Source organism: Sphingopyxis sp. BSNA05 (genome assembly GCF_013265645.1).
GTDB lineage: Bacteria > Pseudomonadota > Alphaproteobacteria > Sphingomonadales > Sphingomonadaceae > Parasphingorhabdus.
The window spans coordinates 19,012-43,541 of sequence record NZ_PYIA01000071.1 but is presented as its reverse complement, the minus strand read 5'-3'; the positions used below and the strand labels follow the sequence as shown (position 1 = coordinate 43,541).

Annotated in this window: 21 protein-coding genes and 6 pseudogenes; 12 read left to right on the top strand and 15 right to left on the bottom strand. The window is 59.7% G+C overall.

From position 1 onward, the window contains the following. Positions 1-163: pseudogene (locus C8024_RS07925) on the top strand (ATP-binding protein); the annotation flags it as partial. 45 nt (positions 164-208) lie between these two features. On the opposite strand, the gene C8024_RS07920 reads toward C8024_RS07925, so the two are convergent. The 3 genes from C8024_RS07920 to C8024_RS21280 form a co-directional block, all read right to left on the bottom strand. Next, the gene (locus C8024_RS07920; protein ID WP_367947221.1) at positions 209-631 is read right to left on the bottom strand and encodes a polymer-forming cytoskeletal protein; all 423 of its coding nucleotides are present in this window, start codon (positions 629-631) and stop codon (positions 209-211) included. After that, entirely contained in the window at positions 624-1,214 is a 591-nt protein-coding gene (locus C8024_RS21285; protein WP_254305705.1) for a M23 family metallopeptidase, read from the bottom strand. Before C8024_RS21285 ends, C8024_RS07920 begins: the two co-directional genes overlap by 8 nt. 94 nt (positions 1,215-1,308) lie before the next feature. Then, complete coding sequence (locus C8024_RS21280) at positions 1,309-1,815, bottom strand: hypothetical protein (RefSeq protein WP_254305704.1); 507 nt, start codon at positions 1,813-1,815, stop codon at positions 1,309-1,311. Between the two features lie 247 nt (positions 1,816-2,062). Here C8024_RS21280 and C8024_RS07910 point away from each other — a divergent pair, with 247 nt between their 5' ends. From C8024_RS07910 to C8024_RS07870, 9 genes and pseudogenes are all read left to right on the top strand, one after another. Further along, entirely contained in the window at positions 2,063-3,316 is a 1,254-nt protein-coding gene (locus C8024_RS07910) for a glutamate-5-semialdehyde dehydrogenase (protein ID WP_173203947.1), read from the top strand. Between the two features lie 10 nt (positions 3,317-3,326). Next, complete coding sequence (locus C8024_RS07905; protein WP_100093274.1) at positions 3,327-3,968, top strand: nicotinate-nucleotide adenylyltransferase; 642 nt, start codon at positions 3,327-3,329, stop codon at positions 3,966-3,968. A gap of 92 nt (positions 3,969-4,060) precedes the next feature. Then, entirely contained in the window at positions 4,061-4,384 is a 324-nt protein-coding gene (gene rsfS, locus C8024_RS07900) for a ribosome silencing factor (protein WP_100095454.1), read from the top strand. A 12-nt stretch (positions 4,385-4,396) separates the two neighbouring features. Beyond that, positions 4,397-4,818, top strand: a pseudogene (locus C8024_RS07895) (23S rRNA (pseudouridine(1915)-N(3))-methyltransferase RlmH). 5 nt (positions 4,819-4,823) lie between these two features. Beyond that, complete coding sequence (locus C8024_RS07890; protein ID WP_254305703.1) at positions 4,824-6,020, top strand: murein hydrolase activator EnvC; 1,197 nt, start codon at positions 4,824-4,826, stop codon at positions 6,018-6,020. Positions 6,021-6,147: 127 nt separating this feature from the next. Then, complete coding sequence (locus tag C8024_RS07885; RefSeq protein ID WP_100093276.1) at positions 6,148-7,512, top strand: S41 family peptidase; 1,365 nt, start codon at positions 6,148-6,150, stop codon at positions 7,510-7,512. Positions 7,513-7,521: 9 nt separating this feature from the next. Next, complete coding sequence (locus tag C8024_RS07880) at positions 7,522-8,007, top strand: disulfide bond formation protein B (RefSeq protein ID WP_173203943.1); 486 nt, start codon at positions 7,522-7,524, stop codon at positions 8,005-8,007. Next, positions 8,000-8,539 carry a demethoxyubiquinone hydroxylase family protein gene (locus C8024_RS07875; RefSeq protein WP_254305702.1) on the top strand — a complete coding sequence of 180 codons (540 nt, stop codon included), beginning with the start codon at positions 8,000-8,002 and terminating at the stop codon, positions 8,537-8,539. The genes C8024_RS07880 and C8024_RS07875 overlap by 8 nt, the downstream gene beginning before the upstream one ends. Positions 8,540-8,595: 56 nt before the next feature. Beyond that, positions 8,596-9,216 (top strand): hypothetical protein, encoded by a 621-nt coding sequence (locus C8024_RS07870; protein ID WP_367947220.1) that lies wholly within the window; start codon positions 8,596-8,598, stop codon positions 9,214-9,216. Here the strand turns inward: C8024_RS07870 and C8024_RS07865 are convergent. The 6 genes and pseudogenes from C8024_RS07865 to C8024_RS07840 all read right to left on the bottom strand — a co-directional run bounded on the left by C8024_RS07865 (position 9,217) and on the right by C8024_RS07840 (position 15,512). After that, positions 9,217-10,949 (bottom strand): annotated as a pseudogene (locus tag C8024_RS07865) (DUF885 family protein). Between the two features lie 104 nt (positions 10,950-11,053). Next, on the bottom strand, positions 11,054-11,851 hold the full coding sequence (locus tag C8024_RS07860) for a PH domain-containing protein (RefSeq protein WP_173203939.1): 798 nt from the start codon (positions 11,849-11,851) through the stop codon (positions 11,054-11,056). After that, positions 11,830-12,567, bottom strand: a complete 738-nt coding sequence (locus C8024_RS07855; RefSeq protein WP_173203937.1) for a PH domain-containing protein — start codon at positions 12,565-12,567, stop codon at positions 11,830-11,832. The genes C8024_RS07860 and C8024_RS07855 overlap by 22 nt, the downstream gene beginning before the upstream one ends. Continuing rightward, positions 12,564-13,109, bottom strand: a complete 546-nt coding sequence (locus tag C8024_RS07850; RefSeq protein WP_254305701.1) for a PH domain-containing protein — start codon at positions 13,107-13,109, stop codon at positions 12,564-12,566. The genes C8024_RS07855 and C8024_RS07850 overlap by 4 nt, the downstream gene beginning before the upstream one ends. 68 nt (positions 13,110-13,177) lie before the next feature. After that, positions 13,178-14,155 (bottom strand): nitronate monooxygenase family protein, encoded by a 978-nt coding sequence (locus C8024_RS07845; RefSeq protein ID WP_173203954.1) that lies wholly within the window; start codon positions 14,153-14,155, stop codon positions 13,178-13,180. 90 nt (positions 14,156-14,245) lie between these two features. Further along, a pseudogene (locus tag C8024_RS07840) lies at positions 14,246-15,512 on the bottom strand (aspartate kinase). A 68-nt stretch (positions 15,513-15,580) separates the two neighbouring features. On the opposite strand from C8024_RS07840, the gene ubiG reads away from it, so the two are divergent. Next, a complete protein-coding gene (gene ubiG, locus C8024_RS07835; RefSeq protein WP_173203935.1) occupies positions 15,581-16,309 on the top strand; it encodes a bifunctional 2-polyprenyl-6-hydroxyphenol methylase/3-demethylubiquinol 3-O-methyltransferase UbiG in 729 nt (242 codons plus the stop codon). An 88-nt stretch (positions 16,310-16,397) separates the two neighbouring features. After that, positions 16,398-16,748 (top strand): annotated as a pseudogene (locus C8024_RS07830) (GNAT family N-acetyltransferase); the annotation flags it as partial. A gap of 71 nt (positions 16,749-16,819) precedes the next feature. On the opposite strand, the gene C8024_RS07825 reads toward C8024_RS07830, so the two are convergent. From C8024_RS07825 to C8024_RS07800, 6 genes and pseudogenes are all read right to left on the bottom strand, one after another. Continuing rightward, a complete protein-coding gene (locus C8024_RS07825; protein ID WP_173203933.1) occupies positions 16,820-17,491 on the bottom strand; it encodes a glutathione S-transferase family protein in 672 nt (223 codons plus the stop codon). Further along, positions 17,409-18,059, bottom strand: coding sequence for a VOC family protein (locus C8024_RS07820; RefSeq protein WP_173203931.1), 651 nt, complete (start codon positions 18,057-18,059; stop codon positions 17,409-17,411). Before C8024_RS07820 ends, C8024_RS07825 begins: the two co-directional genes overlap by 83 nt. A 530-nt stretch (positions 18,060-18,589) precedes the next feature. Beyond that, positions 18,590-23,115, bottom strand: a pseudogene (gene gltB / locus C8024_RS07815) (glutamate synthase large subunit). Further along, complete coding sequence (locus C8024_RS07810; protein ID WP_173203929.1) at positions 23,112-23,270, bottom strand: hypothetical protein; 159 nt, start codon at positions 23,268-23,270, stop codon at positions 23,112-23,114. Before C8024_RS07810 ends, gltB begins: the two are co-directional and overlap by 4 nt. Beyond that, on the bottom strand, positions 23,267-23,806 hold the full coding sequence (locus tag C8024_RS07805; RefSeq protein WP_173203927.1) for a hypothetical protein: 540 nt from the start codon (positions 23,804-23,806) through the stop codon (positions 23,267-23,269). The genes C8024_RS07810 and C8024_RS07805 overlap by 4 nt, the downstream gene beginning before the upstream one ends. Further along, positions 23,799-24,413 carry a DUF2059 domain-containing protein gene (locus C8024_RS07800; protein ID WP_173203925.1) on the bottom strand — a complete coding sequence of 205 codons (615 nt, stop codon included), beginning with the start codon at positions 24,411-24,413 and terminating at the stop codon, positions 23,799-23,801. The genes C8024_RS07805 and C8024_RS07800 overlap by 8 nt, the downstream gene beginning before the upstream one ends. Between the last annotated feature and the right edge of the window lie 117 nt (positions 24,414-24,530).

Here is a 24,530-nt window from a genome sequence, read left to right as displayed (position 1 = left end):
TTTGCTCGGGCAGGCGGCGGAAGCGATGCGATTAACCGCGCGCGGTTATACCAGGGTCCTGCGCGTATCTCGCACCATTGCCGATCTGGCGGGGGCGGAAGTCATCGGACGAATCCATGTGGCGGAAGCGCTCAGCTACCGGAGGCAGGCACCGAGAAATTAACGTCAGGGATCGTTTCCGATCAAACGCCCGTCCACAATGATGAAATCAGGCAGCCCTGTCGCCAGGGGTCAGTTCCAGCGGGATCGCCATCTCGTTCATGTTCACCGTCGATTTGGCGAGATTGGGAGATTTGCTGCTGCGGTGCTTGAACTTGCCGTCGACATGTCCGCCTTGCTCGATCGTCACATTTTCATAAGTGACGTCGCCACCAATGCGGGCCGTGGAGGCGATGGCAAGATCGCCGGCATCAATCGAGCCTTCTACCGCACCGGACAGGCTGGCATTCTGGGCAACGATCGCACCCTTGATCTTGCTCGAGGGTCCCTGGACCAGCGACAGGCATTTGACGTCGCCGATCACTTCGCCGTCGATATGCAGATCGACCTTCGATTCGATATTGCCGGTGATGACGATGCCGTCACCGATGATCGAGAAGCTCGATCCGCTGCTGCCACTGCTTCTAGCCACGGCTGGTGCCTGACTCGCTGCGCTTCGGGGTGTTGGCACGCTGTCGTGCGATGGCTTTGATCTTGAGAACATCTGTATTCGCCTCTAAAAATGGTCGGGGGTTGATTGCACGTCCGTTCAGACGCACCTCAAAATGGAGATGCGTACCGGTCGAGCGTCCCGTGCTGCCCATAGCCCCCAATTGTAGTCCCTGTTCAATCTTTTGGCCAGCGGTCACGCCAATCCGTGATAAATGCGCATAGCGCGTCATCAAACCGTTGCCATGGGTGATTTCGACGGTCTTGCCATAGCCGGACTTCCATCCTGCATGGGTGACTTTGCCACCGGCTGCGGCCAGGATTGGCAAGCCGCGAGGGCCTTTGAAATCCATACCGCTGTGCATTGCGCTTCCGCCGGTGAACGGATCACGGCGATAGCCGTAGCTGCTTGATATCATTCCGGTGCTGGAGGGTTTGCCGGACGGTATTGCGATCAAGGTCCGCTCCAGCGCATCCATCCGCTGCAGGGCAAGATTGAGCCGCTCCAGCGTGGGATGCAGTTGCTGATCGCGATTCTTGAAAAAGGGAATCAGCGGACCGCCCATCGCGGCGATGGAGTTTTGCTCAGCTTCTCGGGATTCAGGCCGAATTTGCGAATTGCCTCTGCCGCTTGTTCGGTGCGTTGGATGGCCGCCATTGTCAGGCGCCGGGCAAACATGATCTGCCGCGCTTCAAGCTCGGCAAGATGGGCCGCTTCCGGAAAAGCCGCGCTGATCTTCCGGGTATTTTCGGACAATTGTTCGTCGGTTTGTTTTGTTCCACCGATTCAGCAGCTTCGGGCTGTTCGCCGACAAATTGCTCGGTCATCTGATCGAGCACATCCTGCCGCTGCTTCAGATCAGCGGCGACGTCTTCGATCGATGCCCTGTAATTTGCGACGCGGCTTTCGGTGCTGTTCACCTCGGCCTCTTTCTGCGCGAGCGCCATGCGTTCGCCGCTGACGGTAAGCTGATTGATCATCATTGCCAGCGTGACCACGAGCCAGAAAGCCAGCGCCGCAGCGACAGAATAGAATATACGTTTCTGCAATATGGCCGATATCGTGAGAAAGCGGACCTGTCCGTGTGATCGCATGAAAAATTCGCGATCCGTAAACATATGATCCAGCCGGGCTCTTAACCCTTTTCCGGTGTTTTGTTTGTGCATGACCCGCCGTTGTTATTCGTAATCCCCGATCATTCGCTAGCAGAGGGTAGCGAAGCTGGCGAATCGCATCGGGGTGACTCGTGACGAGTCGAACGTGTCATGCGATGAATTGCGCGATTGCCGAATAATTTATCCGAGCGAAGAGCGATTCCGAAGAATCGATTGTTGTTCCACGACAAAATTTTCTTGCTCAAACTTGTAGCGATTATGGGTTAAATTGCCGCCGCCACCATGCTAGCAGCCGCTTATGACAGAACCTGCACAACTGATTACCGACATGGGCCACAAGGCCCGCGCTGCATTCTCGATGCTGACCGGCGTGAGCGATGCACAAAAATCTGCTGCCCTGAAAGCGGCCGCGCGGCACTTGCGTGCCAGTAAGAAAAGCATTTTGGCTGCCAATCTGCGCGATGTGGAAAAGGCGCGGGATCGCGAACTGAGCGATTCCATGATTGACCGGCTGATGATCGACGAAGGACGGCTCGAAGCCATTGCTGCAGCGGTGGAGCAGGTCGCCGATCTGCCAGATCCCGTTGGACAGGTCATCGACCGCAGCGAACGGCCCAATGGCCTGGTGATGGAACGCGTCCGGGTACCGCTGGGCGTCATCGGAATCATATATGAAAGCCGCCCCAATGTTACCGCCGATGCGGCAGCCCTGACGCTGCGGTCGGGCAACGCTGTCATCCTGCGCGGCGGATCGGAAGCGATACACAGCAATGGCGCGATTTTTGAAGCTATGGCAGCAGGCGTTGTCGAAGCAGGCCTTCCCGCTGACGCGATCCAGCTGGTCCAGACCACCGACCGCGCTGCGGTGGGCGCGATGCTGAAAGCCAGCGGGCTGATCGACATCATCATTCCGCGGGGCGGCAAGTCGCTGGTCAAACGGGTGCAGGACGAGGCGCGGGTGCCGGTGCTCGCGCATCTCGACGGCATCTGTCACACCTATATCGGCAAGGACGCCGATCCGGACAAGGCGCTGGCGATCGCGGTCAATGCGAAGATGCGGCGGACCGGGATTTGCGGCGCGATGGAGACATTGCTGATCGATCAGGATTATCCGGCACCTGGTCCCCTCGTACGGGCGCTGCTCGATGCCGGATGCGAGCTGCGCGGCGACGATGGCATACTTGAACTGGACGAGCGGATCGTCTCGGCGGAGGCGACGGACTGGGACACCGAATATCTCGCTCCGATATTGTCGGTCGCGATGGTGAACGGAGTCGACGAGGCGCTGGCGCATATTGCCGAACATGGCTCGCATCATACCGATGTGATTGTCACCGAAGATAAAGATCTGGCCGAACGGTTCATCCTGCGGGCCGACAGTGCGATCGTCATGCACAATGCATCGAGCCAGTTTGCCGATGGTGGCGAATTCGGTCTGGGCGCGGAAATCGGCATTTCGACCGGACGGCTGCACGCGCGCGGTCCGGTGGCGCTGGAAGGGCTGACGACCTATAAATGGGTGGTGCGCGGAACCGGGCAGATACGTCCTTGAGTATGATTCGGTGAAAACCACCGGCCTGCTCGGCGGATCATTCAATCCGGCTCATGGCGCGCATCGCGCGATCAGCCTGTTTGCCATAGAAGAACTTGATCTGGACGAATATTGGTGGCTGGTCTCGCCGGGCAATCCGCTGAAGGAAGGGGCCAAGGACATGGCACCGCTGCATGCGCGGCTGGCTTCGGCACAGAAAATGGCGCGCCGCAGCAGGATCAAACCGACGGCCATCGAACAGGATCTGGGCACCCGCTTTACTTATGATACGCTGCGCAAACTGGTCCGGCGTTATCCGAAGCGGCAGTTTGTATGGATCATGGGAGCCGACAATCTCGCGCAATTCCATCGCTGGAAAGACTGGCGAAAGATCGCCCGATTATTGCCGATTGCAGTTATTTCGAGACCCGGCTATGATGACGATGCTTTTGCGGCTCCCGCAATGGCCTGGCTGCGGCGCTTCGTCCACCCCGCGCGCCAGCGTCGTAACTGGACCTACTGGAGTACGCCGGCGCTGACATTCCTGCGCTATCGTCCCGACCCACGCTCGGCCACCGCGATCCGGATGGCCCGGCCCCATTGGCATCAGCAATATGATGATCGCCGCGTCCGCGACGCGGTGACACACCGGCTGATTGGCCCAGAAGATTAGGATTTAAGTTGACGAAACCGAAGGTAAAAGCTCTGAAATCTGCCACTTCCAAGGAAGGAAAGGCCGAATCAGACGCGCTCCACGCGCTTGTCATGAAATCGCTCGACGATGATCAGGCGCAGGACGTTGTCTCCATAGCGCTGGCCGGCAAAAGCAATATTGCGGACCATATGGTGATCGCCGAAGGGCGTTCGACCAGACAGGTCGCGGCTATTGCCCAGAAGCTAGCCGAGCGCGTCAAACAGGCGGGCGGCACCGCCCGAATCGAAGGCCTCGCCAATGCCGACTGGGTGTTGATCGATGCCGGTGATGTCATCGTGCACCTGTTCCGGCCGGAAGTCCGCAGCTTCTACAATCTGGAACGGATGTGGGCTGTCGACGAGGAAGGCGATGCGGCGGAAGTCGCCGAAGCCTGATATAGCCGGGCGATGAGACTGCATATCGTCGCCCGTGGCAAGATCGGCCGCAGTCCGGAAGCGGAACTCGTCGACCGCTATGTGAAGCGGATCGGCTGGGACGTGAAGATCAGCGAACTGCCCGACCAGGGTGGCAAGATGCCGAAGCTGCAAGGTAGCACCAGAATCATCGCCATGGATGAGACCGGTGAAAACTGGACCTCGAAGAAGTTCGCCAATCTGCTGTCGGCGTGGCGCGATGATGGCGCGCGCGAGGCGCGTTTCCTGATCGGCGCCGCAGACGGTTTGAGCGCGGACGAAAGGGCCAGCGCTGACCATTTTTCTCGTTCGGCAAGGCAACCTGGCCGCATATGATGGCGCGGGCGATGCTGGCGGAACAGCTGTTTCGGGCAACCTCCATCATCGCCGGTCATCCCTATCACCGGGAAGGATGACCATGATGATCCGTTCCCTTCTGGCCCTGTCTGCTTTTCTCGGCCTCGCCACGGCAGGAGCGGCGCTGCTCTCTGCGCAGACGCCCGGTCCGAGTCTTGCGGAACAGCAGCGCAGCCTGTTGACCGCACGCGAACAATCCGAGCGCGCGCGCCAGCGCAGTGAAGCCTTGCGGCGCCAGGCGGAAGCGGCCAGCAATGATGCCGACCGGCTCGCTGCCGAAGCCGCTGCTCTCGCTGCCCGCATCCAGTCGGCGGAAGCCGATATCAAGGCTGCCCGCACACGTATCGCCATTGTCACGAAGCTTCAGCAGCGCCAGCGGGCCCGGCTGGCGGAAAAGCAGGGCCCGATGATCCGGCTGACGGCGGCGCTGCAGATGATGACCCGCAAGCCGACCGCGCTCGCTCTGGTTGAGCCGCGGTCGCTCGACGAACTTATCTACATGCGTTCGATCCTCTCGGCGGTGATGCCGGAAATCGAGCGGCGCACTGCCAGCCTGCGCGACGAGGTCAGGCAGGGTGAGCAGCTTCGGCTGCAGGCGGCCCGTGCGATCGTGTCGCTGGATGAAAGCCAGCGTCGCCTGACCGAAAGGCGGCGGCAGCTGGCCAGTCTGGAAGCCAGCGAGCGGATCGAGGCCCAGCGGTTTTCCGATGATGCCGGTATCGAGCAGGATCAGGCGCTGGCGCTTGGCGAGGAAGCGCGCGACATATTGGATCTGATGGACCGGATACGCGAAAGCGGGGCGGTCCGGGAATCTCTGGCCGATCTGGACGGTCCGTTGTTGCGACCCGGGCAGGGACGCGAGCCGCCGGTTGACCGGTCCGCCCAGAATGGCGATGTTGCCGGCGCCTATCGCTTGCCGGTGATCGGTGAAATTGTCACTGGACTCGGCGAGATATCCGACAGCGGCTATCGCTCTCGCGGCCTGACCATTGCCGTTGATCCCGGCGCGCAGATCGTGGCGCCGGCAGCGGGGCGGGTGGCCTATTCCGGTCGCTACCGGGGCTATGGCAACATATTGATCATCGAGCATGATGGCGGCTGGACCAGCCTGATCACCAATATGGCGACAAGCAGCGCCGCGGTCGGTGACCGGGTGGTGCAAGGCGCTCCGGTCGGACGGTCCGGTACCGACGATCCCGCCGTCACCGTCGAGCTGCGCCGCAATGGCCGGCCGATCGATATTGCCGCGCTGGTCGGCTGAAAAAGGTCAAAAGAACTGGAAAAGCGTCGTTGGTCGAATGCTTCCGTCATTATTGGTTAAGCTGCTTTGCTTTACGGACGATTCCAGCCTATATTTGGCGCCGATCTAGACCGACAGGACACTATTGATGAAAAAGCCCGTTTTGCAAGCCGCCGCCCTTGTGCTGACCGTTGCGCTTTTGCCCGCGACAACTTCTGCAATTTCGGCCGTCGATGCGAATACCTATCGCGAAATGGAACAGTTCATGAGCGTCTTTGACCGGGTGCGGAATGACTATGTCGATCAGGTTGACGATGCCGACCTGATCAAGGGTGCCATCGAAGGCATGCTGGCCAGTCTTGATCCGCACAGCAGCTTTCTCGACGCACGAGATTTCGAAAATCTGCGGACGCAGACCGACGGCAATTATGGCGGCCTTGGCCTTTCGGTGACGCTGGAAGACGGTGCGGTGAAGGTCATTGCACCGTTCAAGGATACGCCGGCCGACAAGGCAGGCGTGAAAGCGGGCGACTATATCACCCATATCGATGGCGAACTGATTTACGGCGGCACGCTGGACGAAGCCGTCGAGGAAATGCGCGGCAAGCCTGGCGAACCGATCACCATCACGATCGTCCGCCCCGGCCGCGACAAGCCATTCGATCTCTCCATGAAACGCGCGATCATCGACCTGAAGCCGGTCACTTGGGAAGTCCGGGACCAGATCGGCGTGATCAGCATCAACAGCTTCTCCAATGACACCGGCGCCGATGTCGCCGCCGCGATTGCCGGTATCGACCAGTCGCTCGGCAAGAAGCCGCTCGGCTACGTGCTGGACCTGCGCTCCAATCCGGGCGGACTGCTCGATGAAGCCGTGTCCGTCTCCGACGTATTCCTCTCGCGCGGCGAGATTGTATCGCAGCGCGGACGCGAAAAATCCGACATTGAACGCTATTTTGCCAAGAGCGGCGATGCCGCTGGCGGCTTGCCTGTGATTGTACTGATCGACGCCGGCTCCGCTTCGGCGTCCGAGATCGTCGCCGGTGCCTTGCAGGACCATCACCGCGCCCTGGTCATGGGCGAGCGCAGTTTCGGCAAGGGTTCGGTGCAGACCTTGCTGCCGCTTTCCAATGAAAGTGCGCTGCGATTGACCACGGCGCGCTATTATACGCCATCGGGAAAATCGGTGCAGGAAGGCGGGATCGAACCCGACATCAATGTACCGCAACTGTCCGACCCGGATTACAAGACCCGGCCGCGTTTCCGGGAATCCGACTTGCGACGCCATCTGGTCAACGAGATCAAGCTGAAGGACGAAGTTCTGGAAGAAGACAGCAAGGATGATCCGCGCTTCACCCAGACAGCCGAGGAGCTGAAGGAACAGGGCGTCGAGGATTTTCAGCTGCATTATGCCTTGCAGACCATTGGTCGTCTTGGCCCCGATGGACTGAAAATGGCGATGAACAAAGCTGCCAAGAAGCCAGCCAAGAAAACCCAGGTCGCGAAAAACTAGGGTCGTCCGGTGGCATCCGTCCGCAACGCTGGCTGGCTGGCCCTTCTGCTTCCGGCAGCATTGCTCGGTGGTGCGCTGATTGGCCAATATGGCTTCGGTCTCTATCCTTGCGAAATGTGCATGTGGCAAAGATGGCCGCATCTTGCCGCTATCATTCTGGCGTTCTTGGCGCTGATCTTGCGTTCCGGGCCCGTATCAAGGCTGTTGGTCCTTGCCGCTGCGATCGCAATAATGGTCAGTGGACTGATTGGCGGCTTTCACGCGGGGGTTGAATATGGCTGGTGGGAAGGGCTTACGTCCTGCGCAACCAATATTCCGGCGGGCGGCAATATGCTCGATTCGATCATGAATGCGCCGCTGGTCCGCTGCGATGTCGCGCCCTGGTCGCTGTTCGGCATTTCCCTGGCCGGTTACAATTTTCTCTTGTCAATAAGCGGCGCCATTCTCATCTTGGTGATGCTTGCCGGGCCGCGAAAGGATGCCGACCATGTCTGAGACAAAATTGGGACGAACAAGAGCGGATATTGCCTCGATGATCCGGGTCAATCAGGCCGGGGAATATGGCGCAGCGCAAATCTACAAGGGCCAGCTGGCGGTGATGGGCGACCATGCGCCGCAAAGTAGCGAAATCCACCATATGGCGGAACAGGAACAGCGCCATCTCGATGCCTTTGACCAGATGATCGCCGAGCGCGGCGTTCGGCCTACCGCCTTGCAGCCTTTCTGGAAGATTGCCGGCTATGCGTTGGGCGCGACCACGGCAGCGATGGGGCCGCGTGCGGCAATGGCCTGTACGGCTGCGGTCGAAACAGAAATTGACCAGCATTATCGGGAACAGCTGGACGCGCTCGAAACCGAAAGCGAACCGGAACTGACCCGTATGATTGCGGAGTTTCGCGAAGAGGAATTGGAGCATAAGGCTACGGCAATAGCTTCGGGAGCGGAAGACACGCCCGGCTATCCGGTCCTGAGCGCGGCAATTCGGCTGGGATGCCGGGTCGCGATAGGATTGTCGAAACGGATTTAGGAAGCGCAACCCGCTTCAGCACCGGTTCAGGCCGCTGTGGACAAAGGAACGATATGATGAAGAAAATTTTGATCTCCGCCGCTGCGCTGACCGCCACCGGCCTCCTCGCCTTTCCGGCCCAGGCCCAGGATCAGGCTGGAGACCGCGTCAACCAGCTGGTCATCTATGGTGACGACCCCTGTCCACAGAGCAGCGAGGAAGAAATTGTTGTCTGCGCGCGCAAGGACGAGGGCGAACGCTATCGCATTCCCGAAACGCTGAGAGGCGGCGGCCTGGGTGACGCGAAGAATCAGGCATGGTCGGAGCGGGTCAGGTCCTACGAATATGTGGGCGCATCGGGTACCAGCAGCTGCTCGCCGACCGGTGCTGGCGGTTTCACCGGATGTACGCAGGAATTATTGCGTCAGGCTTATGCCGAAAAAGGCATCGATGACACGGTTAACTGGGGCCAGTTGATCGAGGAGGAACGCCAGAAACGCCTGTCACGGATCGATTCCGAAGCCGACGCGGTGGAAGAGCGCCTGCTGGAAATCGAAGCGCAGCGGGAAGCGCGTGAAGCAGCTGCCGAGGCCGCCAGAGAACGGCTTGATGCAAGGGATGCGGATGCGCTGGAAGCCACCAATGATCTTGCCGTGCCACCGGGGGCGGATGAAACCCCCGGACCGGATGATGAATGATTAGCTAGCCTTCCGGGCTTCAATCCACCGGTTCACCTGCGCCTCGAGCATATCGAGCGGCACCGCGCCCTGTCCGAGCACGACATCGTGAAAGGCGCGCAAGTCGAATTTCTCACCCAGTTCGCTGGTGGCCTTGCGGCGTAGCTCGCGGATTTTCAATTCGCCCATTTTATAGGCCAGAGCCTGGCCGGGCCAGCTGATATAGCGGTTGACCTCGGCCTCGATATTGGCCTCGCTAAGCGCGGTATTGTCGGTCATGAAATCGATCGCTTGCTGCTTGCTCCAACCCTTGCTGTGAATGCCGGTATCGACGACCAGCCGGCAGGCCCGCCACATTTCATAGGACAGCCGTCCCATATTCTTGGCGGGCGTGTCGTAAAGGTCCATCTCGATACCAAGCCGTTCCGAATAGAGGCCCCAGCCTTCGACAAAGGCGGTGAAAAGGCACCATGTTTGCGGAAGTCAGGCATATCGAGTTCCTGCTGCAACGCGATCTGCTGATGGTGACCGGGCACTGCCTCGTGCACGCTCAGCGCCGGAATTTCCCAGAAAGGCCGCTGGTCGAGCTTCGACGTGTTGACATAATAATAGCCGGCAATCCCGACATCGGGCGAACCGGGATTATAATAAGCGGTGGTCGTACCTTCCGCGGTTTCGGCCGGGATTTCCTTGATGCCATAAGGCAACCGCGCCAGCTTGCCGATGATCGAGGGCATTTTGCCATCGATCATCTTGGTCACGCGGGCGACCTTTTTCATCAGCTCTTCCGGCGTTTTGGCATAATATTGGGGATCGGTGCGGAGATGCTCGATAAAGGCCTCGCGGCTGTCATAGCCGGCTTCTTTGGCAATCTCGACCATCTCGGCGCGGATTCGCGCCACTTCGCTCAGGCCGATATTATGGATTTCGTCGGCTGACTTTTCGGTGGTCGTCATCTGACGGATACGGAAATCATAATATTCCGCGCCACCGGGCTGGGCCGACACGCCGGGTGCCTTGGCGCAGTTCGGGGCATAGTCTTGCATATACCAGTAGAGATGCTTTTTGACCGCCGGATTGATCACGCTGGTGATGGTTCCGGCGGCTTCAGCGGCCAGCTTGTCGAATGTCGTTTCGTCGATTGTCTCCGGCCGCTTGCGGGTGAAGGGCTGATAGAATCGCGATTGTTTCGCATCATCGGTGAGCAGGCCGGAAATGCTGGTCTCATAGCCGACCATCGACACGCAGGGCTGGACATAGCCGCCGGCGAGCGCCTGGTTGGCGACGGTGATCGACTGGTCATTGACCCGCGCATATTGCTTCAGGCGGTTGATGTAAGTCCGGTAATCCTGCGCGTTGCGGAACGGCAGATTGTTCTGCATGCTGGCGAAATTCTGGTGCCAGCCGCCGCGATTGGTGAAATTGATGGTGCGCTGGCCATAGCTGTTCGCCTCGATTTGTTCAGCGAGCGACCGGCGCAATATGCCATGGTTGGTCTTGTCATCTTCGCTCAGCGTCGTCGTGTCGATGGCGTCCAGTTGCGCGAGCCAGGCCTTTGCCTTTGCGACGCGGCTGTCCTCTGCCTCGAGACTGGCGTCGCTGACGCGGCCCACCGGATCGTCTACGCCGAGGGAAGACGCAAATTCGGGATATTGTTCCAGCTGATAAGCCCAATAGCTGTCTATGATTTCATGCAGCGCGGAAGATGCCCGCTTGTCATCCGTTTGCGCATAGGCCGGCGCAGCGACCAGCATCGCCAGCGGTGCCAGCATGGTCAAATTAGTTCTGCGCATCATTTTTCTCCGAAACTGTCCTGATAATATCTCTGGAAACTATCGTGGAGAATCGACGCCTATAGTCAAGTCTGATTTTGCAGGCGAAGCAGCCGATCGCGCAAGTCCATAGCCTCGCGAAAGCCGATGGCGGTGATTCTGAGCGGTGCGATTGCCGAACCCCCGGCGATGCCGACGGTGAGCGTGGCGAGTTGCAGCGGGTGATCCAGCGGCCTCTGGCTGACATCGACGCTCTGGATCTTGCGGATCGGCAGGATGGTCAGCCGCCGCCGCCACCAACCGGTGCGGACATATAGCTGGCCATCGTGCAAGGCATATTGATGGTGCCGCCAGTTGAGCAACTGAATCAGCCCGACCGGAATGGCGACCAGGATGATCGCGTATAGCCCCGGATGGACAAACAGGCCGTTGCCGGTGGCGACGATCGCGAGCACCAGCAAGACCATGATGGCATCGCGCCACCAGAAAGCCGGATTGACGCCGTGGAACAGCAGATCGGCAGCGGGTGGGCGGATGGCGCATTCATCGAGGATCGGTTCGATTTCCGACAGCGTCGCGCAGGGCGCTGCGCTATGGTCGGTCTCGCCGGTCCCGTCTCCTGCCAGCGACGTGAACTTGAGATGATACCAGCCGAACCGCGCGCGAACGGGACCGGTCTGCAATATCGCGGCCTGTACCCGGTGGATCGGCATCACCATGTCGGTCAACGTGAAAAGACCGCGCCGCCGGCGCAATCCCGGCTGCCCGGTGTCGACCCGGTCAAGGCGAAAGCCATATTCGCGCACAAACGTCCGGACGATTCCGCTGACCACACCGACCAGAATGAGCGAGATTATGGCGATCAGTGCGCCACCGATCCGCATCCACGAGGTGAAGGCATTGATCGTCTCCTGCTCAGGAATGGCGTCGATCCATCGGCGGGGATCGAAGAAGCGTCGGGCAGGAGAAAGTCGAGATTCTGGGCGAGAGCGCCGAGTATCGCGAGCAGGACGAAGGAGAAATTGAACAGTCCGGCAATCAATATGCGGCGGTTGTCCATAGCAAATAACGGAGGTGGTTCTGCTATCTCGGCTTTTTCACCGCCGACAAGGCGGCCGGGTGCCAATCCGGCCTTATAGTCGCGGATCGTGTCGCGCAGAAGTTCGGCCTCCGGGCGTGAAAGCGCATCAAGCTGGCCATCCTCGCCGCCGCCGGAGCCGGTTTCGAGCGCGACCGTGGCGAGACCCAGCAAGCGGTGGGCCAGCTTCTGTTCGAGGCTGACATCCTGGATCCGGTCGAAGGGAATGGAACGGTTGTTGCGGTTGAGCAGCCCGCTCTTGATTCGGATTTCGCGTTCCGTGACCTGATAGGTGAAGCGCGACCAGATCAGGGCGGTGACGCCGCCAACAAGCGCGAACAGCGCGAATGCAGCCAGCCCGGTGTAGGCGATATTCTGGTCGAACAGGCTGAAGTGGAGAACGGCAATAGCGACAATATTCCGTCCGATCATCGACAGGGATTTCAGGATGATACTGAGCGGGTGCAGATGCCGGAACGGCGCGCTGTCCTGCACGGGCGGTGTTTCTGCGGCCTCGTTCATATCATGTCTTGGCGGATATGGTCCTTGATCGTCTCGCGCATATCCTCGGCGTCCGCGGTGGCCAGCCCGGGCAGGGTGACGATGCTGTTATGCGTTCCGGCGGTGTGCACGATCAGGGTCGAGAGGCCGAAGAAGCGTTGCAACGGGCCCTGCGCGACATCGATATGCTGGATCCGGTTGAACGGGACGATCGTGTCGGTGCGCCAGAGATAGCCGCGGAGCACCCGCAATTGCTCGTCGCCCATATCATAGCCCCAGCGGCGGTAGATGCGGTTCGGCAGGACGGCGACCGTCAGAACGGCAAAGATTGCCGCTGGAACCAGCACCATGCCGGGCTGCACCTCGTGATGCAGGAAGAGCAGCAGTTCGGCGACCGAGGCGAGGATCAGGAGGATCAGCGCCCGCAGAACCATATTGGCCCGGATCAGGCTTTTCTGCGGCGGGTGGAGCGGCGTCAGGCCCTGGTTATAGCTGGGCGACAGGGAGAGTTCCGGCGCGGTGGCGGGATCGATATTGGAAGAGTTGGAAGCATGTTCGTCCATGCGCCCGCTATGCCGAAACTGTGTTACCGAAGCAAGACAGATGATGCAGCGAAGCGCAACGGTCCATCCTAGCGGGCCAGGGCGGTTTCGGCCTGTTCGATCAAAGATTTGATAATTTCGGCCACGGATTCCTCGGCCTTGACCATGCCGACCGACTGCCCGGCCATGACACTTCCGTGCTCAATATCGCCATCTATGACCGCTTTTCGGAGCGCTCCTGCCCAAAAATGTTCAATTTGTAGCTGCGCTTCGCCCATTTCTATCGCGCCCGAATCCAACAGTTTGGCGACTTCGATCTGCTTGCGGGTAAATTCTTCGGTGCCCTTGTTTTTCAGCGCGCGGACCGGGATTACCGGCAGCCGTGGATCAACCTGGACGCTGGTGATCGCATCGCGGGCGTTGCCGCGGATGAAGGCTTTCTTGAAATCCGGATGGGCGATCGATTCATGGGCGCAGACAAAGCGGGTGCCGAGCTGGACGCCGCTGGCCCCCATTTCGAGATAGGCGGCGATCATGTCACCCGTGCCAATGCCGCCGGCAACAAAGACCGGCAGCTGATCGGCGATCTCCGGCAATATTTCTTGCGCCAGTACCGAAGTCGATACCGGTCCGATATGGCCGCCCGCTTCCATGCCCTCGATGACAATAGCATCAACGCCGGAGCGGACGAATTTCTTGGCCAGCGCCATGGCCGGGGCAAAGCAGATCACCTTGGCGCCGGTTTCCTTGATCGCCTCGAGGCTGCCCTTGGGCGGCAGGCCGCCGGCGAGCACGACATGGTTGACCTGATGCTTGCCGCAAATGGCAATCAGCTCCATCAGATCGGGGTGCATGGTGATCAGATTGACGCCAAAGGGCTTGTCGGTGCGCTTCTTCGTTTCGGCAATCTCGGTGTCGAGCAGTTCGGGAGTCATCGCGCCGCAGGCAATCACGCCAAAGCCGCCAGCGTTGGAAATCGCGCTGACCAGATTGCGCTCGGATACCCAGGACATCGCCCCGCACATGATCGCGGTCTCGCAGCCAAGAAAATCGGTGCCGCGTTGCATCAGGCTTTGGAGATCGCTCAAGATAAAAGATCCTTGTTCACAAATTTTGGTTCCGCGTGCGATGACGCGCCGGAGTTGGTCCGTTTGGCTTCAGGCCGCATCCTCTGCGTCCAGGCCATAAGCCGTGTGCAGCACGCGCAGCGCCAGTTCGGTATAGTCTTCCTCGATCAGCACGCTGACCTTGATTTCCGAAGTGGTGATCGCCTGGATATTGACGCCGCGTTCGGCCAGTGCCTTGAACATGGTGGCGGCAATGCCGGCATGGCTCTTCATGCCGACGCCGACGACCGAGATTTTCGCGACATTGCTGTCGGGGATCAGGCGGTTGAAACCGATGCCTTCGCGGGCGCTTCCAGCACCTGCATCGCCTGGTCGAGGTCGGCGCTGGGCACGGTGAAGGTCACGTCGGTCTCGCCCTTCTCGCGGCCGACATTCTGGATGATCATGTCGACATTGATCGCGGCATCGGCGAGGGGCGCGAAGATATTGGCGACCGCGCCGGGCTTGTCGGGGACACGGGTCAGGGTAATCTTGGATTCATTCTTGTCGTGGGCGATGCCGGTAATCAATTGGCCTTCCATATCGTCCGTCTCCATTTCGTCTTCGCTGATAATCATTGTTCCGGGCAGGTCGTCGGCGGTCCAGTTGGTATTTTCGTCGGTGAAGGAGGACAGCACCTGGATGCGCACGCCTTCCTTCATCGCCAGTCCGACCGAGCGGGTCTGCAAAACCTTTGCCCCGACGCTCGCCAGTTCGAGCATTTCCTCGAAGGTCACGGTTTTCAGTTTGCGCGCCCGGGTCACGATCCGGGGATCGGACGTATAGACGCCATCGACGTCGGTATAGATGTCGCAGCGGTCGGCCTTCACCGCGGCCGCCATGGCAACCGCGCTGGTATCGGATCCGCCGCGTCCCAGCGTCGTGATCCGGCCATTGTCGCTAACGCCCTGAAAGCCGGGGATAATCGCGATTTCGCCGCTCTGCATGGCCGTGGTCAGCGCCGTTGCGTCGATCGAATCGATCCGCGCCTTGCTGTGCGCTTCGATCGTATGGATCGGCATTTGCCAGCCGAGCCAGCTGCGCGCCTTGGCGCCAAGGGACTGCAAGGCAATGGCGAGCAGGCCCGAAGTCACTTGTTCGCCGGAGGCACGACCACGTCATATTCCGCCGGATCGTAAAGCGAACTGGCTTCGCGGCAGAAATTGACCAGCCGGTCGGTGTCGCCGGCCATGGCGGAGACCACCACCGCGACTTCGTGACCGGCGTCGGACTGTTGTTTGACGATCTGCGCCACCCGGCGGATACGTTCAATTCCGGCCATCGAGGTGCCGCCGAATTTCATCACTATGCGTGCCATGCTGCTGTCGCTAAAACTTTCGATAAAAAGGGCCTGAACAGGATTGAAAAGCCTGATAAAGAGGCGACATGACAAAGGCAAGTAGCACGATCAAGCCCGAAGAAGCCGCGCATTTCGGTGCACTGGCCGCAGACTGGTGGGACCCGAAGGGCTCGTCGGCGATGTTGCACCGTCTCAACCCGGTGCGGCTGGCCTATATCCGGGACGCGAGCGATCTGCATTTCCACTGCGACAGCAGTCTGTTCAGGCCGCTTGCCGGCAGGACAGCGCTCGATGTCGGATGCGGTGCGGGCCTGCTCTGCGAACCGCTGGCAAGGCTGGGCGCGCGGGTGACCGGCCTGGATGCGGCGGCGGAAAATATCGCTGTGGCGCGGGCCCATGCCGCACCGCAGGGGCTGGATATCGACTATCGCAACGAGGCAATCGAGGATTTTGCAGGCAAGGATTTCGATCTGGTGACCTCGCTGGAGGTGATCGAACATGTCGATGACCCGCAGGCTTTCGTCAACGGTCTGGCCGGCTCGCTGGCCGATGACGGGCTTATGATCATCTCCACTCCCAATCGCACGGCGCTTTCCAACCTGTTGCTGGTCGAGCTGGCCGAGCGGACCGGGCAGATTCCGCGCGGGACCCACCATCACGAACAGTTTATCAGGCCGGAAGAGCTGGAGAAGCTGCTCAACAGTGCCGGCCTCGAGGTCGTGGACACCAGCGGCCTGTCCTACAGTCCGTCGAAAGGTTTCGCGCTGTCCGACAATCTGTCGCTCAACTATCTGATGACTGTCGTCAAAGCCTGATGGTCGAAGTCCGGCCCTATGCCATTGCCGACAAGAACGCCTGCCTTGCCCTGTTTGACAGCAATGTCCCGGATTTTTCGATCCGACAGAGCGACACCTGTTTGTCGAATTTCTCGACCGGCCGAAAGGGCAGTATTTCTGTATCGAAAAGGACGGGCGGATTGTCGGTTGCGGTGGCTTTGCCAGAGAAGGGCAGGGGCAGGCGCGCTTTACCTGGGGCATGGTCGATCAAACGCTCCACGGCGATGGTCTCGGACGACTGCTGACCGAGCACCGGCTGCAGGAAATTATCAGGTCCGGCGACTTTAGCGAAGCCGACCTATCCACCACGCCGCGGATCGCGCCCTTTTTCGCGAAATTCGGATTTGTCGAAACCGGTCGGGAAAAAGACGGCTTTGCGCCGGGCATGGACAAGGTGTTGATGATCAAAACGCTTTAGGGTTGTCGTAACCAGACCCCGGATGAAGTCCGGGGTTGACGCTGCGCAACGCTATCGCATTCCGTGGTGCGTCAAAAATCCACTTTTTCATAATGGGGCGGCGGTGCGATCACCTCCATCCGTTCGGACAATAAGGGCCGGAAGGACGGGCGGGACTTGAACATGCTGTACCAGTCCTTGGTCTGCTTGTGTCCTGTCCAGTCGATTGTGCCAAGATAATCGGCAACGGAAATCTGGGCGGCTGCCGCCAGATCGGCGAGACTCATCGTCGCCCCGGCCAGCCAGCTGCGGTGGTCGATCAGATAGTCGATATAGTCGAGATGCGAATTCGCCCGGCGCATGGCTTCGCGCAAGATCTTGGCATCGGGCGGCTCGCGCCGGACCAGCCTCTTGTGCATCCGCTCGTGCAGCATCGGTGCGGTGACATCGCCGTAAAATTGTTCGTCAAACCAGGCGGCCAGGCGGCGAATCTCGGCGCGGTTGACCGCCGTGCCGTTGATCATCGGGGCCTTCTCGACCGTTTCCTCGATATATTCGCAAATGGCGACGCTATCGACCAGATGGAAGCCACGCTCGCTATGCTTCATCACCGGTGTCCGGCCGGTCGGGTTCATCTCCAGAAATTCGTCGCGCTGGTCCCATGGTGATTCGCGCACCAGCTCATAGCCAACCGACTTCTCGCCCAGCAGCAAGCGGACTTTGCGCGAAAACGGACAAAGAGGGAATTGGTACAACTGCCACATGGGTATCGCTTAATCGCGATTGGGCACGGGGGGAAGAGACTTGATGCATTGGTGAGCGAATTTTACCCCCAGATTGGGGGACAATTGTCCGTTTCGAACAAGGAGTAACGTCATTGCGAGGAGCCGCAGGCGACGTGGCAATCCGGAGCCGCACGCGCGACGCTCTGGATTGCTTCGCTACGCTCGCAACGACGTGCCTTGGTGGAAATGGACAATTGCCATTTGGGATTGGACTAATCCGCTTGATATATTGCCAGCCGGTTGCCGCCGGATCAAGGCACTCGAACCGCCGTCCGCCGGGGAATGCGAAAATTTCTTCGACGATTTCACCGTTCGCGGCCTTCACTTGCGCGAGAGATGCTTGGAGATCGTCGCTCTCGAATGTTGGCATCGGGGCAACCGGCTCCGATCCTGCTGCAATGCCGATTTGTACCGGTCCGCCTTCGACCGCCGCATATCCCGGACCATAATCGGTGAAGGCAAAGCCGAAGGCTTTTTCGTAGAAGGCCTTGCTAGCGGGTAGATCGCTGGCTTTCATTTCGACGTAGTTGGGGGTTATTTTGGGCATGGCTTTTCCTTCTTAAATTCGCATGGGCGACGCAGATATGCAGCTAGGCATTGCTAGCACTTCTAATCCAGAAATTACATTTCTGGGTTTGTCATGCGGAGAAGGATGGGATGGTGCAGGGAGCATGATAAGAACATTATCTAGGTGGCATCAAGGCACGCTCTCGGGCCAATGCGAAAATAACTTGTGTCGTTTTCATTCGTATATTTCAGTATTTCGACATTGTCTCCGATTGAGCAATCGACAATCAACTTGCTTGTCCCCTTTAATTGCACATGGCTCCCGTCATCCATCTTCACTTTCAACAAGGTCACGTAAGTGGGAACTTCTGTGACTGATGGCTGCCAGATTTTCACCAAAGTTCCCGAGACAAATTCAGGTGGATTTTTGTCGCTGCCCAGAATCCCGTCGTATGGATGTAATATAGCAGAGCGAAAATGGCCCCGAGGCCTAACGCGAGCAAGAACAGGCCCCGCTCGCGTTTGACTTTCCAGATCCAATAAGCGCGTTGAATTTTCCAACTCACAAACTCACTCCGCCGCTTCCATCGCCTCTTTAACCGATAAAGGTTGCGCGATCCGGCTGACCATTTCCTTGGGACAGACCTGCCAGAAGCGATCCCGCCAGCGGTCCCAGTCGCGCAATATGGCTTCGGACCAGTTGCTGTCGGTGGTCTGGTGGTGCCGCTCGATCAGCGCGCGCAGATGCGCTTCCCAATAGCTGCTGTCGAGGCGCTGCCAGATGATGCTCTCGCCATTGGCCTGTTTCTCGAAATCGCCCCCTGTGTCGAGAATGAAGGCCATGCCGCCGGTCATGCCGGCACCGAAATTGCTGCCGACGGGGCCCAGGATGACCGCATTGCCGCCGGTCATATATTCGCAGCCATTGGCGCCGCAGCCCTCGACCACCACGTCCGCACCGCTGTTGCGCACCGCGAAACGCTCGCCCGCCTGTCCGGCAGCATAGAGTTGCCCGGCGGTGGCGCCGTAAAGCACGGTATTGCCGATGATCGTATTGTCCTGGCTGACCAGCGGCGAGCTGACCATCGGACGGACGACGATCTTGCCGCCGCACAGGCCCTTGCCGACATAGTCATTGGAATCGCCGAACACTTCCAGCGTGATCCCCTGGCAGAGGAAGGCGCCGAGAGACTGGCCGGCCGATCCGCGCAGGCGGATATGGACATGGTCCTCGTTGAGCGTGCTCATGCCATATTTGGCAGTGATCTCGGCCGAGAAGCGGGTGCCGACCGCACGGTGGGTGTTGCGCACGGTATAGGTGAGCTGCATTTTCTCCCGCCGCTCGAACACCGGCTTCGCGTCGTCGATCATTTCCGCGTCGAGACTGTCCGGTACTTCGTTGCGCGGCGTGTCGATGTTGAAGCTGCGCTGGTCATCGCGCGCGTCGACCTTGGCGAGGATCGGGTTGAGGTCGAGATCATCGAGATGCTCTGCGCCGCGGCTGACCTGACGCAAGAGTTCGGTGCGGCCGATGATTTCGTTCAGCGAGCGATAGCCGAGACGCGCCAGTATCTCGCGCACTTCCTCGGCCATATAAGTCATCAGGTTGATCACCTTTTCCGGCGTGCCGGTGAATTTTTCGCGCAATTTCTCGTCTTGCACGCAGACGCCGACCGGGCAGGTGTTGCTGTGGCACTGGCGGACCATGATGCAGCCCATCGCGACCAGGCTGAGCGTGCCGATACCGAATTCCTCGGCCCCGAGGATCGCGGCGATGACGATGTCGCGGCCGGTCTTCAGTCCGCCATCGGTGCGCAGCTTCACCCGGTGACGCAGGCCGTTGAGGGTGAGCACCTGATTGGCTTCGGTCAAGCCCATTTCCCAGGGGGTGCCGGCAAATTTGATCGAGGTTTGCGGCGACGCGCCGGTGCCGCCGGTATTGCCGGAGATCAGGATGACATCGGCATGGGCCTTGGCGACGCCGGCGGCGATTGTGCCGATCCCGGCCGAGGAGACCAGCTTGACGCAAACGCGCGCGCGCGGGTTGATCTGCTTGAGATCGTAGATCAGCTGGGCGAGATCCTCGATCGAGTAGATATCATGATGCGGCGGCGGCGAGATCAGGGTGACGCCGGGCGTCGAGTGGCGCAGCTTGGCGATGAATTCGGTGACCTTGAAACCGGGCAGCTGGCCGCCTTCGCCGGGCTTGGCGCCCTGCGCGACCTTGATCTCGATTTCCTCGCAGGCGCCGAGATATTCCGAGGTCACGCCAAAGCGGCCGGAAGCCACCTGCTTGATCGGGCTGGAAGCATTGTCGCCATTTTCGAACGGCGTGTAACGGCGTTTCTCTTCGCCGCCTTCGCCGGACACGGATTTCGCGCCGATCCGGTTCATCGCGATGGCGAGTGTTTCGTGCGCTTCGGGGCTCAGCGCGCCCAGGCTCATGCCCGGCGTGTTAAACCGCTTGCGGACTTCGGTGATCGCCTCGACCTCGTCGATCGGCACGGGTTCGGGCGCATAGTTGAATTCCATCAGATCGCGCAGATAGATCGGCTCCATCTCGCGCACCGCCTGCGAAAATTGCAGATAGGAGGAATAGCTGTCATGCGCGACCGCCGATTGCAGCAGGTGCATCATATGGGCGCCATAGGCATGGGCCTCGCCGCCATCGCGCTGCTTGTAGAAGCCGCCGACCGGCAAGCGCACCACTGCCGGTTCAAAGGCCGCCTCGTGCTTTTCCTGGGCGTTGATGAACAAAGAGGCATAGCCTTCGCCGGAAATCTTGGTCGGCATGCCGGGGAAGAGATCGTTGCACAGGCGCGGGACAGGCCGACGGCCTCGAAATTATAGCCGCCGCGATAGCTGGAAATGACCGCGATGCCCATTTTCGACATGATCTTGAGCAGCCCGTCGTCGACCGCTTTCTTGTGCCGGGCGAGGCACTCGTCCAGAGTCAGTTCGCCGAACAGGCCGCGCGCATGGCGGTCGGCAATAGCCGCTTCCGCCATATAGGCGTTGACCGTGGTTGCACCGACCCCGACCAGCACGGCATAGCAATGGGTGTCGAGACATTCCGCCGCGCGGACGTTGACCGAGGCGTAGGAGCGCAGACCCTTGCGGACGAGATGCGTGTGCACCGCCGCGGTCGCGATCACCATCGAGATCGCCATCCGGTCCTCGTCAATATCCTCGTCGGTGAGGAAAATCTCGGTCTTGCCGGCGCGCACCGCCTGTTCCGCCTCGGAGCGGATGCGGGCGAGCGCATCGCGCAGCTCGATCGCTCCGCCGCTGGTGCTCATGGTGCAGTCGATCTGCGCCACCGCATCGCCAAAGCCGAGCTTCAGCCGCTCCCACAGGGCGCAGCTCAGCACCGGACTATCCAGCACCATGACATCTTCATTCTGGCTGTCCTGCTCCAGAATATTCGCCAGATTGGAGAAGCGCGTGCGCAGACTCATCACATGGCGTTCGCGCAGACTGTCGATCGGCGGGTTCGTAACCTGGGAGAAATTCTGCTTGAAGAAATGGCTGATCTGGCGCGGCTTGACGCTGATCACCGCGAGCGGCGTATCATCGCCCATCGAACCGATTGCTTCCTTGGCATCCTCGACCATCGGCGCGAGGATCATTTCCATGTCCTCCAGCGTATGGCCGGCCGCGGTCTGGCGGCGGATCAGTTCTTCCCTGGAATAGCCCATGCCGGAATTTTCCGGAGCGGGCGGCAGATCGTCGACGGTCAGGAATCCCTTGACCAGATCGGCATAGGGCTCTTCCGCCGCGATCCGGTCCTTGAGCTCGCGGTCCTTGAACAGGGCGCCTTCGTCGAGATCGACGGCGATCATCTGGCCCGGGCCAAGACGGCCTTTTTCGATGACCTGGCTTTCCGGAACCACGACCATGCCGGATTCCGAGCCGATGATCAGCAGATTGTCAGCGGTGACCGAATAGCGCAGCGGACGTAACGCATTGCGGTCGACGCCGGCAACCGCCCAGTGGCCGTCGGTCATCGCCAGCGCCGCCGGTCCGTCCCACGGCTCCATGACGCTCGCCATATATTCGTACATCGCCTGATGAGCGGGATCGATATCCGGGTTGTTCTGCCAGGCTTCGGGGACCAGCATGATCTTCGCGGTCGGCGCATCGCGGCCGGAGCGGCAGATGGTCTCGAACACCGCGTCGAGAGCGGCAGTGTCGGAGGAGCCCGCCGGGATCACTGGCTTGATATCCTCGCTATGGTCGCCAAAGGCGAGGCTCGCCATCTTGATCTCGTGGCTCTTCATCCAGTTCTTGTTGCCGCGGATAGTATTGATCTCGCCATTATGGGCGAGACAGCGGAACGGCTGGGCCAGCCACCATTGCGGGAATGTATTGGTCGAATAGCGCTGGTGGAAAATGGCCACCCGGCTTTCGAACCGCTCGTCGGTCAGGTCGGGATAGAAAACCGACAGGGATTCGGCGAGGAACAGGCCCTTGTAGATGATCGAGCGGCAGGACAGGCTGCAGATGTAGAAATCCTGAATCTGCGCCGCGATCACTTTCTTCTCGATCCGGCGGCGGATGAGATAGAGATTTTTCTCGAATTCGCGCGCGTCCTGCTTGTCCGGCATCGGCCCGGCAATCATGATCTGTTCGATCTCGGGGCGGGTGTTCTGGGCCTTCTGGCCGATTACCGATACGTTGACCGGCACCTGACGCCAGCCGTAGATGGTATAGCCGGATTCGATGATCTCGGCCTCGACAATGGTGCGGCACATTTCCTGGGCATTGAGGTCGGTGCGCGGCAGGAAGATCATGCCGACGGCCAACCGGTTCGGGCGGACCTTGTGGCCGCTGTCGGCAATTGCATCGTCGAAGAATCGCTCGGGCAGGTCGACATGCAGGCCGGCACCGTCGCCGGTCTTGCCATCGGCATCCACCGCACCCCGGTGCCAGACCGCTTTCAGCGCATCGATGGCCGAGGACACAACGCGCCGTGACGGCTTGCCGTCGGTGGCCGCGACCAGTCCGACACCACAGGCGTCCCCTTCGAATTCCGGGCGGTACATGCCTTCGCGCGCGAGGCGTTCATGTTCGGGCGTGGGGTAAAGGTGCGTCATTCGTCGTTTTCCTGCAGGTGCGCCTCGGTCTTGACCGGCGGAAGATGGGCGGTCGCTTCCTCGACTTTTTTCATGATCGCCGGCATGGCCTGCATCATCTCCGGTACGAAGCTCATCATCGACTGCATCATTTCCGGATCGACAAAGACCATCATATAGTCACGAGCAAAGGCGCCGCCGGTTTCGGTAGCAAAAAGGCGTTCATTTCGGCCAGTTGGTCAGCCGTGAACTTTCGGGCATAGATGTTTGCAAGTGTTTCGCGAATAGCCGGTTCCATGGCGGTCATCAGGTCGACCATTTCATTGGTTATGACTTTGGTCGATATTTGCATCCGCTCCTTAAAATGCGGGTCCCGTTCCAGCATCATGTCATTGATGGATGCATCGCCCATTTCCTCTATCGCCGCATCATTGACGCCATAGCCTTTCATGGTTTCTGCCATCGGACGGTCGAAACTCTGGCTGATGATGCTGTCCATCATCTGGTCCATCGTACCCTTCATCATCCGCTCATAGGTGCCGAGCGGGAACAGATAGTCGATCGTGACCTCGGCAGCGGCGAGGCGGGCCGGATCTGTTCCCTCAGCATCGGCGCTGGCACTGTTATCGCCACGTTCCGTGGGCGTTGGCGCGGCGGCCAAAGCAGGAGCAGCCATGATTGCAAACAACGCGGCGAAAGGGACCTTATTCATCCATACTCTCCATGCGTTTGTCCAAAATGGTCTCAATCGCGGCGTCCAGCGCGGCCTCTTCTCCGGGAGCATATTCATTGTTCCAGTCAATCACGATCTGATGGGTTTTCAGCGCCATCGCCTGCAATTTTGGCATCAGTCCGCTGCGTCCGAATTCAGCTAATGTAAGCTGATCCTGCCGATCCATCCCCGTCGCAATTTTGGCGCCAGCGGCGCGGGTGTCTGCTACCGTTGATGCAGCGCTATATTCAAAATCCGGAGATTGTTTCATTTCAGTCATTGTGGTGTCAAAGGCAATCGTATCCAGCGTTTGCGCCACCAGTTTTCGACCGGTTGGCGAGGAATAAAACTCAATCAGGGCCGCCAGCTCGGGGTCGGTGAAGGTATCCTGATAAAGCGCCGCCTGCCTCGCCTGCAATTGCGGCAGTCTTTCGAGGCTAGACTTGTTGATGATTGGCAGCATCGCCTCGGCGAACTGCTTTACAATACCAGGATAGTCTCGTTCCATTTCGGCCATCTCGGGGTCACTGTCAAAAAGCTCCTGCATCATTTCCACTGCTTGCTGGTCATCGTCGGCATCGCCAATGATATTGATTTCGCTGTTCAAAATCCGCGAAAGCTGCAGAGCGGGTGACACGGGCTGTGGCTCCACCGTGACGCCGCTATAATCTGCGGCGGGAGCAACCGGCGCGATAACGGCCAGCAAGAGAGGGATCAAAATCGT

Coding starts and splice junctions, on each gene's coding strand:
- C8024_RS21285 (WP_254305705.1), bottom strand. CDS start 1,214: ATGGGCGGTCCGCTGATTCCCTTTTTCAAGAATCGCGATCAGCAACTG.
- C8024_RS21280 (WP_254305704.1), bottom strand. CDS start 1,815: ATGCACAAACAAAACACCGGAAAAGGGTTAAGAGCCCGGCTGGATCAT.
- C8024_RS07910 (WP_173203947.1), top strand. CDS start 2,063: ATGACAGAACCTGCACAACTGATTACCGACATGGGCCACAAGGCCCGC.
- rsfS (WP_100095454.1), top strand. CDS start 4,061: ATGAAATCGCTCGACGATGATCAGGCGCAGGACGTTGTCTCCATAGCG.
- C8024_RS07890 (WP_254305703.1), top strand. CDS start 4,824: ATGATCCGTTCCCTTCTGGCCCTGTCTGCTTTTCTCGGCCTCGCCACG.
- C8024_RS07885 (WP_100093276.1), top strand. CDS start 6,148: ATGAAAAAGCCCGTTTTGCAAGCCGCCGCCCTTGTGCTGACCGTTGCG.
- C8024_RS07875 (WP_254305702.1), top strand. CDS start 8,000: ATGTCTGAGACAAAATTGGGACGAACAAGAGCGGATATTGCCTCGATG.
- C8024_RS07870 (WP_367947220.1), top strand. CDS start 8,596: ATGAAGAAAATTTTGATCTCCGCCGCTGCGCTGACCGCCACCGGCCTC.
- C8024_RS07860 (WP_173203939.1), bottom strand. CDS start 11,851: ATGCGGATCGGTGGCGCACTGATCGCCATAATCTCGCTCATTCTGGTC.
- C8024_RS07855 (WP_173203937.1), bottom strand. CDS start 12,567: ATGAACGAGGCCGCAGAAACACCGCCCGTGCAGGACAGCGCGCCGTTC.
- C8024_RS07850 (WP_254305701.1), bottom strand. CDS start 13,109: ATGGACGAACATGCTTCCAACTCTTCCAATATCGATCCCGCCACCGCG.
- C8024_RS07845 (WP_173203954.1), bottom strand. CDS start 14,155: ATGCAACGCGGCACCGATTTTCTTGGCTGCGAGACCGCGATCATGTGC.
- ubiG (WP_173203935.1), top strand. CDS start 15,581: ATGACAAAGGCAAGTAGCACGATCAAGCCCGAAGAAGCCGCGCATTTC.
- C8024_RS07825 (WP_173203933.1), bottom strand. CDS start 17,491: ATGTGGCAGTTGTACCAATTCCCTCTTTGTCCGTTTTCGCGCAAAGTC.
- C8024_RS07820 (WP_173203931.1), bottom strand. CDS start 18,059: ATGCCCAAAATAACCCCCAACTACGTCGAAATGAAAGCCAGCGATCTA.
- C8024_RS07810 (WP_173203929.1), bottom strand. CDS start 23,270: ATGATGGTCTTTGTCGATCCGGAAATGATGCAGTCGATGATGAGCTTC.
- C8024_RS07805 (WP_173203927.1), bottom strand. CDS start 23,806: ATGAATAAGGTCCCTTTCGCCGCGTTGTTTGCAATCATGGCTGCTCCT.